Genomic DNA, 13,010 nt, shown 5'->3' with positions numbered 1-13,010 from the left:
GCCCGGCTCCCCGGGGGAGCCGGGCCCGGAATGCCTCAGCGGCTCAGCGCGGGGCGCTTGCTGTCGAACTGCCAGCCGGGGATCAGGTACTGCATGGTCGCCGCGTCGTTACGCTCGCCCAGCCCCTCACGCCGGTAGAGCTCGTGCGCGGCGGCCACCCGCTCCTCGTCGAGATCGACACCGAGGCCCGGGCGCGGCGGGAGGGCCAGTTCACCGTCGACGATCCGGTAGGGATCCCGGGTGATGCGCTGGCCGTCCTGCCAGATCCAGTGCGTGTCGATGGCGGTGATATCACCGGGCGCCGCCGCCGCGACATGGGTGAACATGGCCAGCGAGACATCGAAATGGTTGTTCGAGTGCGAGCCCCAGGTCAGCCCCCAGGCGTCGCAGAGCTGGGCGACGCGCACCGATCCCGCCATGGTCCAGAAATGCGGGTCGGCCAGGGGGATGTCGACCGCCCCGGTCCGGACGGTGTGCCCGAGTTCGCGCCAATCGGTGGCGATCATATTGGTCGCCGTCGGCAGGCCGGTCGCCCGTTTGAACTCGGCCATCACCTCCCGGCCGGAGAACGACCCCTCCGGGCCGACCGGGTCCTCGGCGTAGGCGAGAACATCGGTGAGTTCCCGGCACAGCGGTACCGCTTCGCGCAGCAGCCAGCCGCCGTTGGGGTCGAGGGTGATCCGGGCATCCGGGAACTCCTCGGCGAGGGCGCGCACCGCGACGGCCTCCTCGGGACCCGGAAGCACACCGCCCTTGAGCTTGAAATCGCGGAAACCGTAGCGTGCCCGTGCGGCCCGGGCCAGGGCCACCACCGACTCCGGGGTGAGCGCCTCCTCATGGCGCAGGCGCATCCACTCGTCGGCGTCCGCGGGTTCATCGGCACCGGACCGGTAGGGCAGGTCGGTGCGCGCGCGGTCACCGACGAAGAAGAGATAGCCGAGCGCGGGCACCCGGTCCCGCTGCGCACCCTCGCCGAGCAGGGCGGCGACCGGAACTTCCAGATGCTGCCCGAGCAGGTCGAGCAGCGCCGATTCGACCGCGGTCACCGCGTGCACCGTGACCCGGAGATCGAAGGTCTGGTTTCCCCGCCCGCCCTCATCGCGGGCGGCGAAGGTTCGCCGGATATCGGTCAGCACGGCGTGGTACTCGCCGACGCTGCGGCCGATCACGAGTTCCCGGGCATCAGTGAGGGTGGTGCGTATCCGCTCGCCGCCGGGCACCTCGCCGACCCCGGTGCGACCGTCGGAATCGGTGAGGATCACCAGGTTGCGGGTGAAGTAGGGGGCATGCGCGCCGCTGAGGTTGAGCAGCATGCTGTCGTGGCCGGCGATGGGCACGACACGCATCTCGGTGACACGGGGGGTGCGGGTGGTCATGAACGCTTCTCCAGAGTGGTGACTGCGGCGGTACCGGTGGGGGCGGGGATGACCGCCGGGAGCGACCGGGTGCCGGAGGTATCGGTGTCCGTGGCGACCGAGGTGGCGGTGTCGCTGTTCGCGCCGTTCGACTTGCGGACGAGTAGGACCGAGGCCGCGGCGAGTACGGAGGCGGCGGCGAGCGCGTAGAGACCCCAGGTGACCTCACCGGTGGCCGATTTGATCAGGCCGAAGCCGTAGGGCGCCACGAAACCGCCGAGGTTGCCGAGCGAATTGATGATGGCGATAGCGGGGGCGAGGACCAGCGGATGCAGCCCGGCCTGGGGAATGGACCAGAACAGCGGACTGGCGCTCTTGAAACCCATGGCGGCGACACACAGGAAGACCAGGGCGAGCCACGGGGACGCGATGGCGGCGAGATAGGTGCCGACCGCCGCGGTGAGCAGCGCGATGATGAGCAGGGGACGGCGGTTGCCGGTGCGGTCACCGATGCGTGCCGAGGCGTACATGGCGACCACGGCGCAGATCCAGGGCAGCGAGGAGAGCAGGCCGACGGTTATATCGTTCACGCCGTCGATGCGGCGGATGATCGAGGGCAGCCAGAAAGTGTTCGCGTAGATGGACAGCTGAATGGCGAAATAGATCCAGCAGAAGAGCAGCAGCTTCGGATCGAGCAGCATGCGCCACCGGGAGGCCCGATGCGAGACCCCGGAATTGGCGGCCTTGTCGATCTCCTCGGCGGAAATGGTGTCGATCAGTGCCTTCTTCTCGGCGCCGGTCAGCCATTTCGCATCGTTGATATGGGAGTCGAGGAAGAAGAAGGCGATGATGCCGACGATCACCGATACCGCGCCTTCGATACCGAACATCCACTGCCAGCCGTGCAACCCGAGGGTGTCGTCGAGGGAGAGCAGCGGACCCGACAGCGGGCCGGATACGGCCGCGGCGACCGAGGACCCGGCGACGAACAGCGCCGTGGCCCGGCCCCGATGGCTGTTCGGCAACCATTTGGCCAGGTAGAAGATCACCGCGGGGAAGAACCCGGCCTCGGCCGCCCCGAGCAGGAAGCGGAGCACATAGAACATGGTCGCGTTCTGGACGAACATCATGGCGGCCGATACCAGCCCCCAGCTGACCATGATGCGGGTGAGCCAGATGCGCGCCCCGTACTTCTCCATCATCACGTTGCTCGGTAGTTCGAACAGGGCGTAGGCGATGAAGAAGACGCCGGCTCCGAACCCGTAGGCGGCGGCGCCGATACCGACGTCGGCCTCCAGGTATTCGCGGGCGTAGCCGATATTCGAGCGGTTGATCTGGTTGCAGATCAACATGATGACGAACAGCGGTACGACGCGTCGAAAGAACTTCGACACGGCCGTTTCCAGTTCCGCAGTCGGCTGCCGAGTGAACGACATCGTCCACTCCTTTCGGTCGAACCACCACCGCGCTACGCAGTGCCGTGGGAATACGTCAGAGGCCGGTGACTCGCCTCACAAGCACTGAATGTAAAGACCTCGGGTGATTCCGGTCCAACACCAATTACGGATGAATCGATACAGGAAAGGTATCGGAGGTGGCGGGGGTGTTCTCGCCCGCCCTCGTCAATTCCGTCATCAGCCGGGTGAAGGCCGGGTTCTCGTTGCCGTGGCGCCACACCAGATCCAGCTCCACCTGAGTCCGCACCCCCTCCAGCGGGCGGTAGACCACCTGGTCGAACCGCATGCCGGTGGCCGATTCGGGCACCAGCGCCACGCCCCAGCCCAGGTTCACCAGCGCCAGGATGCTGTGGATCTGGGTCATGTACTGCGTGATCACCGGGATCACGGCGGCCGCGTGCAGCACGGTGGTGATCAGATCGTGGAAGTACCGCGCCTCGACCGGCGCGTGCATCACCATCTCCACCCCGTGCAGCGCGGTCACCGGGATCGGTCCCGTCTCGGCCGCCAGCGCGTGGTCCGCGGGCAACGCCGCGATCAGCCCCTCGCGCACGAAGGTGCGGGTGGTCAGGTCCGGCCGGGTGATCGGCGGCCGGACCATGCCCAGATCGAGTGCTCCCTCCGAGAGCGCCTCCACCTGGTCCATGGTCACCATTTCGCGCAGCTCCACATCGACATCGGGTAGCGCCGTCCGGGCCGCGGCGAGCACTCGCGGCAGCCCGGAGTGCACGCTCGCCCCGGTGAATCCCAGGCGCAGGACGCCCCCGGTTCCGGCCGAGACCCGGCGCACCGCGAGGGTGGCCCGCTCGGCCTGCTGGAGCAGCCGCCGGGCGTCGAGGAGGAAGGCGCGACCGGCGCGGGTTAGCTTCACGGTGCGGTTGGATCGGTCGAACAGTTCCGCGCCCACCTCCTTCTCCAGGAGCTGGATCTGCCGGCTCAGGGGCGGCTGCGTCATCCGCAGGCGTTCCGCCGCCCGGCCGAAGTGCAGCTCCTCGGCCACGGCGACAAAATGGGTGAGCTGGACAAAAGTGAACATACGATACCGACCTTGTATTGATAGATATGTAATCAGTGTTGGACGTGAATCATAGGGGTTCCTAGGGTGAGGGCAGCAGGTCACCCTCGAACAGGAGCGCACGCCATGACCACTGCCCCTCCCCAGGAAATCGCCCGGAAGCTGGGCTCCGGCCTTCTGTCCTTCCCGGTCACGCACCTGCGCGCCGACGGCTCGTTCGACGAGGCCGCCTATCGGGACAACATCGCCTGGCTCGGCCAGTACGACGCGTCCGGTCTGTTCGCCGCGGGCGGCACCGGCGAATTCTTCTCCCTCACCCCGGCAGAGGTCGAACAGGTGGTCACCGCCGCGGTCCAGGAGGCGCCGGACGGATTGCCGGTCATCGCCCCCGCCGGATACGGCACCGCGACCGCGGTCGAGATGGCCCGGGCCGCGGAGCGGGCCGGCGCGAGCGGCATCCTGCTGCTGCCGCCCTACCTCACCGAGGCGAGTCAGGAGGGCCTGGTCGAGCATGTGCGGCAGGTCTGCGCGGCCACCGAACTGGGCGTCGTCATCTACTCGCGCGCCAACGCCGCCTACTCCGAATCCGCCGTCGCCGAACTCGCCGAGCGCTGCCCCAACCTGATCGGGTTCAAGGACGGTATCGGCGATATCGAACAGATGACCCGGATCTACGCCGGGGTCGGCGACCGGCTCATCTACGTCGGCGGCCTGCCCACCGCGGAGATGTTCGCCCTGCCGTACCTCGCGCTGGGGGTGACCACCTATTCCTCGGCGATCTACAACTTCGTCCCGGAGTTCGCGCTCGACTTCTACCGTGCCCTGCGCCGCGGCGACACCGCCTTCGTGCTGAACGCGCTGAACGAATTCGTGATCCCCTACTGCGACCTGCGCAATCGCAAACCCGGCTATGCGGTGAGCATCATCAAGGCGGGTATGAAGGTCATCGGCCGCCCAGCGGGCCCGGTGCGCAGCCCGCTGACCGATCTCGACGAGACCGAACTCGCCGAACTGGCCGACCTCGTGAAGAAGGTGAGCTGATGACCAGCACCGAAACCGAACGCCTCACCGGCGCGAACCTGCTCGGTGGCACCGAGGTCCCCGGTACCACCGGGGCCTTCCGCGCGGTGAACCCGGCGACCGGCGCCACGCTCGAACCGGAGTTCCACGAAGCCGACGCCGCCACCATCGCGCGGGCCGCGACCGCGGCCTGGGCCGCCTTCGCGGAATATCGCGCCACCGACCTCACCCGGCGCGCCGCGTTCCTGGAAGGTATCGCCACCGAGATCGAGCACCTGGGGGAGACCCTGGCGCAGCGGGCGATCGCCGAATCCGGCCTCCCCGAGGCGCGTATCCGCGGCGAGATCGGCCGCACCACCGGGCAGTTGCGGCTGTTCGCCGAGGTGGTGCGGGAGGGCAGCTGGACCGGCGCCCGGCTCGACCGGCCCGACCCGGCGCGCACGCCGCTGCCGAAACCCGATCTGCGCCAACGCCGTATCCCGGTGGGGCCGGTGGCGGTATTCGCCGCAAGCAACTTCCCGCTGGCCTTCTCCGTCGCGGGCGGTGACACCGCCTCCGCGCTGGCGGCGGGCGCACCGGTGGTCGTCAAGGCGCATCCATCGCATCCCGGCACCTCCGAACTGGTGGCGCGCGCGGTGCTCGCGGCGGTCCGGGCGCACGGTCTGCCGGAGGGAACCTTCGCGCTGGTGCACGGTGGCGTGGAAACCGGCCTCGCGCTGGTCCGCGATCCGCATATCCGCGCGGTGGGCTTCACCGGATCCCGGCAGGGCGGGCTGGCGCTGGCCGCGGCCGCCGCGGCCCGGCCGGTACCGATCCCGGTGTACGCCGAAATGTCCAGCGTCAACCCGGTGTTCGTGCTGCCGGACGCGCTGGCCGAACGCGGCGCGAGCCTGGGCGCGGAATTCGTCGCCTCGCTGACCACCGGCGTCGGGCAGCTGTGCACGAGCCCGGGTCTGGTCTTCCTGGCCGACGGGCCCGGCGCCGACGAATTCGTGGCGGCGGCCACCGAGGCGATCGGTGCGGCCTCCGGTGCGCCCATGCTGAACAAGGGGATCGCGTCGTCGTTCGCTGCCGGTGTCGAGCGCCTGACCGGCACCGCGGGGGTGCGGCTGGCCGCCACCGGGACCGCGGGCGCGACGAGTTGTTCCGGCGATCCGCATCTGTTCGTCACCACCGCCGAGCGCTTCCGGGCCGACCGCGCACTCCAGGACGAGGTGTTCGGGCCGAGTTCGATCATCGTGCGCGCCGCCGATACCGCGGAACTGCTGGCGCTGGCCGGTGAGCTGGAGGGCCAGCTCACGGCCACCGTGCACGCCTCCGCCGCCGACCGGGAGATCGCCCGGCCGCTGCTCGGGGAACTGGAGCTGATCGCGGGCCGGGTGCTCTTCGACGGCTGGCCCACCGGTGTCGAGGTCGGGCACGCGGTGGTGCACGGCGGTCCCTTCCCGGCGACCACGGCCCCGGCCACCACCTCGGTGGGCACCCTTGCCATCGAACGCTTTCTGCGTCCGGTGAGTTACCAGAACGTGCCGGAGGAACTCCTCGCCGACGAGATCCGGGTGCAGAACCCGCTCGGCATCTGGCGCCGGGTGGACGGGAAGGTCACGCGGGACTGACTGTTCGCGCATTCCGTTCCGCCCGGACTCCGCTGCTCGGGTGCGGAAAGGGTGGTGCAGCGGTAACCGTGTCACTACGCCCGTCGGATGCGGTCGGCGGGCGTCATGGTTCGCTGGTCGCCGAGTATCCCGGCGACCGGGCGGATCGGTATTCTCGTGGGCGACAATATTTTCGGTCCTGTGCCGTACGCTGGCACGGGCAGCTGCATGGCTGCCGCAGTATCCGGAATACCGCCGAGGGGCCTCATGCGCGGGGCATACACGAGAATAAACGACCTGATCACGGACATCTCACACCGGATGATCTACTCGGGCAACATGGTCGTGGACTGTTTCGCCGCCGAGGCCCGAGGGGTGGGCGGCCATCTGACGGGGCATGCGAATCGGGCGGATCGCGACGACGAGCGGCAGGCGGATCTCATCGGCGGAATACCCGCCGGTACCGACTTCGGTTCCCGCAGCACCGTGGGGGTCACCGAGTCGTACACATTGCGTGCGGGGCTGGACAGCAACCGGGTCACCTTCCACGACTTCTACGAGCATGTACGGCGCCACGAGTTGCCGGAGCATATCGATCCGGGCGGTCGGGAGGGTGCCGACTGGAGTGTCAATCGGGCGTGGGGGCGGGCGGTTGCCGCCAAACAAGACCATCTTCGCGCGCAGGGCGTGGCCGGCCGGGAGTTCGCCGAAGCGATGTGGAAGTGGAAGAACGAAATGGAGCGGGAGGCACGGGGGCTCGACGCGACACTCGAGTTCCCGCCCGAGACGGCGAGTCGCGAACCCTATCTCGAGCGGCTGTATCGCGGTGACAGACGGTCGAAAGAGGTGATCGAGGACGAGGGTTTCCGGCCGCGCAGCACCATGACCGACTCGACGCATTCGTGGGTGGGCAGTGACGGTCCGGGCGCAGACGACTGGGTGTGCCTTTCCCAGGATCCGGCAGTAGCCGCCCGCTTCCCCCTCGTCAACCGCCGATTCTCACTCGGCGTGCCAGGCGAGGTGTACGTCGTACACGATGTGACCGGTGCCGTGGACAAGACAGGGGAGTCGAGGGTCGGTTTCAACGAGAAGCTCGTCGTGGTCCCCGGGGGCGTCCCGGCGGACAAGATAGAGGGCACCTTGATCGACCGCAACGATCCCGGCAAGGGTATCGATCCCAACCCGAATTTCCGGCCGCACGAACCGACTCCGATCAGGCCGCCCCGGGCGGACGCCGGCTGGGACAACGTGTACCGCGATCCGTCCTGACCGCGGTACCGCTGCCCGGCCGTTCGCGGTCACTCGAAGGCGGTGGCCCGCCCGATCTTCTCCCACTCGACGACCTCGGCGCGTACCGAATCCAGGTGTCCGAGCACAGCGTCCACGGAATCCGCGCCGAGCGGCAGGCGTAGAGGTGTGCGGTCGGCATCCAGTGCGGCGCGGATGGCGGCGGCCGCCTTGGCGGGATCGCCGGGCTGGGTGCCGTCACCGGTCTCGACCATGCGCCGGGTGGCGCCCGCCGTTTCGGCGTAGGCCTCGTTCTCGGTGCTGAAATAGGCGGCTCCGGGCCCGAAGAGCCTGGTGCGGAACGCGCCCGGTTCGACGATCAGAACATCGATTCCGAACGGCGAGACCTCGTCGGCCAGCGCCTCGGCGAAACCCTCCAACGCGAATTTGGTGGCGCTGTAGGCGGAGAAGCCCGCGAACGACAGCTGTCCGCCGACGCTGCTCATCATGACGATCGCGCCGGACCGCTGGGCGCGCATCTGCGGCAGTACCGCGCGGGTGAGTGCGGCGGGGCCGAAGAAGTGCAGGTCGAACAGGTCGCGCAGTTCGCGGTCGGTGGTTTCCTCGACCGCGCCCACCTGGGTGCGGCCCGCGTTGTTGACCAGCACATCGATCCGGCCGTAGCGGGCGACGATATCGGCGACCACCGTCTCGATGCGCTCGCTATCGGTGACGTCGAGTGCCAGCGCTTCCACCCGGTCGGGATGGGCGGCGACCAGATCGTCGAGGGCGGCGGTGCGGCGTGCCACCGCGATCACGGTATCGCCGGCCTCGATCGCCGCCTGGGTGATCGCGCGGCCGAAGCCGCTGCTCGCACCGGTCACCAGCCAGGTCTTCTGGTTGCTCACTGAGTTCTCCTCGATTCGTGGGTCGACAACGATCCTGATCTCGCGCCGAGGTGATGTCCAAGACCTGGTGTGATAACCGTTGGTTATGGACGTGCACGGACGGGACCTGCGCTACTTCGCGGCGGTCGCCGAGCAGCTGAATTTCACCCGCGCCGCCGAGAGCCTGTTCGTCTCCCAGCCCGCGCTGAGCAAGCAGATCCGGGCGCTCGAACGGCAATTGGGCGCGCCGCTGTTCGAGCGGGACGGGCGTGCGGTGCGGCTCACTCCGGTGGGGGAGGCGCTGCTACCGCATGCGCGGCAGATGGTGGCCGCGTGGGCGGCGGCGCATACCGATGTGGAAGCCGCCAAGGCCGGTCAACGGGCCACGCTGACCATCGGTATCAGTACCAGCCCGGGGCGTGGCCTGCTCCCGGCGGTGCGGTCCCGATTCGGGGCGGCCCATCCCGCCGCCAAACCCGTCCTGCGCCAGATCGGCTGGCTCGATCCGACCGCCGGGCTGGCCGACGGATCCACCGATGTGGCGTTCGTCTGGCTGCCCCTGGTCGGCGCCGACCGGTACGAATGGATGGTGGTGGCGCGCGAACCGCGGGTGGTCGCGCTGCCCGAATCCCATCCCCTCGCCCGCCGCGACGTCGTGGAGTTCGCGGAGCTCCTGGTCGAACCGTTCCTGGCGCTCCCGGAATCGGCCCGGACGCTGCGGGACTATTTCCTCGCGGTCGACGAGCGCGGTGGCCGGCCCCCGATCATCGGCGGTGAGATCTCGAGTACCGAGGAAACCTACGAAGCGGTGCGCGGCGGTGACGGGGTGGCGCTGCTGGCGGCGGGTAACGCGCCGCTGGTCGCCCACGAGGGTGTGGTGGTGCGGCCGGTCCGCGGGGTGAGCCCGAGCGAACTGGCCCTGGCCTGGCGGCGCGACGATATCCGGCCGTTGGTGCGCGGTTATGTGCAGGCGTGCCGGTCCGCTCTCGCCGGGACGGGCGGGTCCGGCGGATCCGCCTCGAAAATAAAGTAGAACGTGTTATAGTTTTCGCGGTTTGCGAGCCCCGTGGGCGGTTCCCGGGCCGCGGCGCCATGTGGCGGTGCCCGCAGCCCGGGAACCGCGCCGGAGCACCGGTCGATTTTCGCCGGTCCGCTCGGACGGGCCGGCCCGAAAGGCAGACGAATGAACACTGAACCGCACGTCGACGACGCCGCCCTGCTGCACCGCGAGCCGCTGGCGGTGGACCTGCTGGGCAAAGCTCTCGAACGTTATGCCGACCGCACCGCGGTCCATATCGACGACGCCACCTTGACCTACCGCGACGTGCGCGATCAGATCAGCCGGTTCGCCCAGGCGCTGGCCTCTACCGGTCTCGGCGTGGGCTCCCCGGTGGCGGTGCTCTCGGCCAACCGGCCGGAGGTGATCTTCGCCCAGGGCGCCAACAATGTGAACGGGTCGCGGGCCATGGCGCTGCACCCCATGGGCTCGCTCGACGATCACGCCTACGTCCTCGAGGACGCGGGCGTGGAAACCCTGATCTACGACCCGACCGGTTTCGACGAACGTGCCGCGCAGTTGCGGGACAAGGTGCCCGGACTGCGGAACCTGTTCTCGTTCGGCCCGTCCGAGGCGGGGACCGATCTCATCGAACTCGCCGCCGGGTTCACCCCCGAGCGGGTGCGCGGTCCGCAGGTGGATCCCAACGCGACCATGAGCCTGGCCTATACCGGCGGCACCACCGGTAAGCCCAAGGGCGTGGAGATGAGCTTCCGCGGCAGCACCACCATGCTGCGCATCCAGATGACCGAATGGGAGTGGCCCGACGAGGTCCGGTTCCTGGTGTGCACCCCGCTGAGCCACGCGGGCGCCGCGTTCTGGGGTCCCACCGCCCAGCAGGGTGGTTCCATCGTGGTGCTGCCGTACTTCCACCCGGCCAAGGTGCTCGAGGCGATCGAGAAGTACAAGATCACCGCGACCATGCTGGTGCCCACCATGCTCTACGCGCTGCTGGACAGCCCGGACCTCGACAAATACGACCTGTCCAGCCTGCAGACCGTGTTCTACGGTGCCTCCGCGATCTCTCCGACCCGGCTTGCCGAGGCCATCGAGAAGTTCGGTCCCATCTTCTTCCAGTTCTACGGCCAGGCCGAGAGCCCGATGACCATCTCGGTGCTGCGACGCGGCGACCACGACCTGAACAAGCCGGAGCGGCTGGCCAGTTGCGGCCGTCCGGTGCCGTGGCTGTCGGTGGCGCTGCTCGACGAGAAAGGTAACGAAGTGCCCCAGGGCGAGCCGGGCGAGGTGTGTGTCCGCGGCCCCCTGGTGATGAACGGGTACCTGAACAAGCCCGAGCAGACCGCGGAGGCCACCGAATTCGGCTGGCTGCACACCGGTGATATCGCCCGGCAGGACGAGGAGGGTTTCCTCTACATCGTCGACCGGAAGAAGGACATGATCGTCTCCGGCGGGTTCAATGTGTACCCGCGTGAGGTCGAGGATGTGCTCTCGGCGCATCCGGCGGTGAGCGCCGCGGCCGTGATCGGTGTGCCGGACGAGAAGTGGGGCGAGGCGGTCAAGGCGGTCGTCGTACTGCGCGACGGGCAGAGCGTGTCGGTCGAGGAATTGCAGGCGCTGGTGAAGGATCGCAAGGGCGCGGTCTACACGCCGAAAACGGTCGATTTTGCCGACAGTATTCCGGTGAGTCCGCTGGGGAAGCCGGACAAGAAGGCGTTGCGTGCCCAGTACTGGGGCGCGGGCCGGCAGGTGAACTGAGATCGCCAGGGCGACTACCGCTGGTATATGTCGCCACGATCTCCGGCGGATAGGACCGGGGTGATCGATTTGCCGGCTGTCCGGGATTGAATCCGCCAGGTGCCGGGGCGGAGGTCAACGGTCGGCGGACTCGCGCGGAGAGCACATGTACCGCCACCCTGTTGGCAATGCGCGGGTGGTGACCGGAGCGGCCGGTGAGGTGCGGCCGCCCGGTGCGTGGCCGTCGGTGGCGCTGCTCGACGAGAAGGGGTGAACGTGGTCCCCGGGGCGGCATGGTCACGGTGGGGGTCGTCGCCCAGAAGTGTCGGCGCGACGACCCGGCCGTGAGTGGGGCAGACGAAAACTACTGTGATACAGGCACGCAGCTTTCAGGGGTGGTGGCAACCCCTCCGCTCTGTGGAGCATGCGATGTGACCGTGATGGCCTGCGTGGAGCGGAAACATAAGGGGCATAAGGGGTTACGGGCCGAGCGTTCGGCACGCCGAAAGGTGTCCGAAAACGGACGAAAACGGATCGGCCGAGGCATTGCCCGGCAACCGGTGCGGGGTGTTAATGGAAAGAGCCGGGATTCAACAAGAGTCGGGCGCCCCCCGGTGCAGCGGAACCATCGACCCCCCAGCAACAAGGAGGCAGCACCATGCCTACCATTACTTCCCTCTCTCCGACCTCCGGGCCCGCCAATACCACTGTCACGATAACCGGTACCGGCTTCGATCCTATTGTCACGAACGTGAAGTTCGGCAATGTGGCAACATCTTTCACGGTGGACTCGTCCACCCAGATCACGGCCATCGCCCCCGCCGGTTTGTCCGGGACGGTGCTGGTCACCGTTACCACTTCGACCGGTGGCACCAGCAACGGGGTTCCCTTCAACTATGTCCCGGTTCCCGCGTTGAACAGCATCAGTCCCAACCAGGGGTCGACCTTGGGCGGGACGACGGTCACGCTCACCGGGTCGGGTCTGACGGGAGCCACCGCGGTCGCCTTCGGTAGCACACCGGCGACTTCGTTCACCGTCGACTCCGATACGCAGATCACGGCCGTATCCCCAGCCGGAACCGGGATCGTACCGGTCACGGTCACCGGCCCAGGTGGTGTCAGTGGTGCGGTCCCCTTCATCTATGTCGTGATACCCACTATCACGTCCATCTCGCCGACCGCGGGACCCGCCTCGGGCGGTAACACTGTCACGATAACCGGCACCGGGTTCACCGGTCCGCTGACCGTGCGGTTCGGCACGACCGCGACCATTTTCACCATCAACTCTCCCACGCAGATCACTGCCATCGCTCCTCCGGGGACCGGAACAGTACAGGTCACCGTCACCGGCTCGGGTGGAACCAGTAACGGGGTGTCCTACACCTATGCCGCGGTTCCCAGCCTGACCTCCCTCACTCCCAGTTCAGGGCCGACGGCCGGCGGAACGACGGTCATCCTCACCGGGACCGGACTGTCCACTGCCTCCGCGGTCAACTTCGGTGGCACACCGGCGACTTCGTTCACCGTCGACTCCGATACGCAGATCACCGCGGTCGCCCCGGCGGGAACAGGCACCGTCCAGGTCACCGTCACCACCGCGGGTGGAACCACCAACGGCCTCGCGTACACCTACGTCGCGGTGCCCACCCTGACCACGCTGGTTCCGAGCTCGGGCCCGGTCGCGGGCGGGACGACGGTCGTT

General features: G+C 68.3%; 10 protein-coding genes. 6 read left to right on the top strand and 4 right to left on the bottom strand.

The annotated features are described in order from the left end of the window. Positions 1–35 precede the first annotated feature (35 nt). From gudD to NF4_RS21980, 3 genes are all read right to left on the bottom strand, one after another. Positions 36–1,376, bottom strand: coding sequence for a glucarate dehydratase (gudD, locus tag NF4_RS21990; RefSeq protein WP_063129273.1), 1,341 nt, complete (start codon positions 1,374–1,376; stop codon positions 36–38). Then, complete coding sequence (locus NF4_RS21985) at positions 1,373–2,791, bottom strand: MFS transporter (protein ID WP_063129272.1); 1,419 nt, start codon at positions 2,789–2,791, stop codon at positions 1,373–1,375. The genes gudD and NF4_RS21985 overlap by 4 nt, the downstream gene beginning before the upstream one ends. Before the next feature lie 124 nt (positions 2,792–2,915). Then, the gene (locus tag NF4_RS21980) at positions 2,916–3,848 is read right to left on the bottom strand and encodes a LysR family transcriptional regulator (RefSeq protein WP_063129271.1); all 933 of its coding nucleotides are present in this window, start codon (positions 3,846–3,848) and stop codon (positions 2,916–2,918) included. Between the two features lie 105 nt (positions 3,849–3,953). Between NF4_RS21980 and kdgD the strand changes: the two genes are divergently transcribed. From kdgD to NF4_RS21965, 3 genes are all read left to right on the top strand, one after another. After that, on the top strand, positions 3,954–4,868 hold the full coding sequence (kdgD, locus tag NF4_RS21975) for a 5-dehydro-4-deoxyglucarate dehydratase (protein WP_063129270.1): 915 nt from the start codon (positions 3,954–3,956) through the stop codon (positions 4,866–4,868). After that, positions 4,868–6,463 (top strand): aldehyde dehydrogenase (NADP(+)), encoded by a 1,596-nt coding sequence (locus tag NF4_RS21970; RefSeq protein ID WP_063129269.1) that lies wholly within the window; start codon positions 4,868–4,870, stop codon positions 6,461–6,463. The genes kdgD and NF4_RS21970 overlap by 1 nt, the downstream gene beginning before the upstream one ends. Before the next feature lie 246 nt (positions 6,464–6,709). Continuing rightward, positions 6,710–7,711 (top strand): hypothetical protein, encoded by a 1,002-nt coding sequence (locus NF4_RS21965; protein ID WP_157120505.1) that lies wholly within the window; start codon positions 6,710–6,712, stop codon positions 7,709–7,711. 29 nt (positions 7,712–7,740) lie between these two features. Here NF4_RS21965 and NF4_RS21960 read toward each other — a convergent pair whose 3' ends face one another. Further along, positions 7,741–8,577, bottom strand: a complete 837-nt coding sequence (locus NF4_RS21960; protein ID WP_063129267.1) for an oxidoreductase — start codon at positions 8,575–8,577, stop codon at positions 7,741–7,743. Positions 8,578–8,662: 85 nt separating this feature from the next. Between NF4_RS21960 and NF4_RS21955 the strand changes: the two genes are divergently transcribed. From NF4_RS21955 to NF4_RS21945, 3 genes are all read left to right on the top strand, one after another. After that, positions 8,663–9,589: a LysR family transcriptional regulator gene (locus tag NF4_RS21955; protein WP_063129266.1), complete on the top strand. Its 927-nt coding sequence runs from the start codon at positions 8,663–8,665 to the stop codon at positions 9,587–9,589. Between the two features lie 150 nt (positions 9,590–9,739). Beyond that, the gene (locus NF4_RS21950; RefSeq protein WP_063129265.1) at positions 9,740–11,329 is read left to right on the top strand and encodes an AMP-binding protein; all 1,590 of its coding nucleotides are present in this window, start codon (positions 9,740–9,742) and stop codon (positions 11,327–11,329) included. 637 nt (positions 11,330–11,966) lie between these two features. Further along, positions 11,967–13,010: IPT/TIG domain-containing protein (locus tag NF4_RS21945; RefSeq protein ID WP_198165412.1), on the top strand; the 1,044-nt coding region annotated here is incomplete at its 3' end.

The organism is Nocardia fusca NBRC 14340, assembly GCF_001618425.1.
GTDB classification, from domain to species: domain Bacteria; phylum Actinomycetota; class Actinomycetes; order Mycobacteriales; family Mycobacteriaceae; genus Nocardia; species Nocardia fusca.
Note: the sequence above shows the minus strand (reverse complement) of the source record. Positions and strands in the feature narration are given on the sequence as shown.

Coding starts and splice junctions, on each gene's coding strand:
- kdgD (WP_063129270.1), top strand. CDS start 3,954: ATGACCACTGCCCCTCCCCAGGAAATCGCCCGGAAGCTGGGCTCCGGC.
- NF4_RS21965 (WP_157120505.1), top strand. CDS start 6,710: ATGCGCGGGGCATACACGAGAATAAACGACCTGATCACGGACATCTCA.
- gudD (WP_063129273.1), bottom strand. CDS start 1,376: ATGACCACCCGCACCCCCCGTGTCACCGAGATGCGTGTCGTGCCCATC.
- NF4_RS21955 (WP_063129266.1), top strand. CDS start 8,663: ATGGACGTGCACGGACGGGACCTGCGCTACTTCGCGGCGGTCGCCGAG.
- NF4_RS21970 (WP_063129269.1), top strand. CDS start 4,868: ATGACCAGCACCGAAACCGAACGCCTCACCGGCGCGAACCTGCTCGGT.
- NF4_RS21985 (WP_063129272.1), bottom strand. CDS start 2,791: ATGTCGTTCACTCGGCAGCCGACTGCGGAACTGGAAACGGCCGTGTCG.
- NF4_RS21950 (WP_063129265.1), top strand. CDS start 9,740: ATGAACACTGAACCGCACGTCGACGACGCCGCCCTGCTGCACCGCGAG.
- NF4_RS21980 (WP_063129271.1), bottom strand. CDS start 3,848: ATGTTCACTTTTGTCCAGCTCACCCATTTTGTCGCCGTGGCCGAGGAG.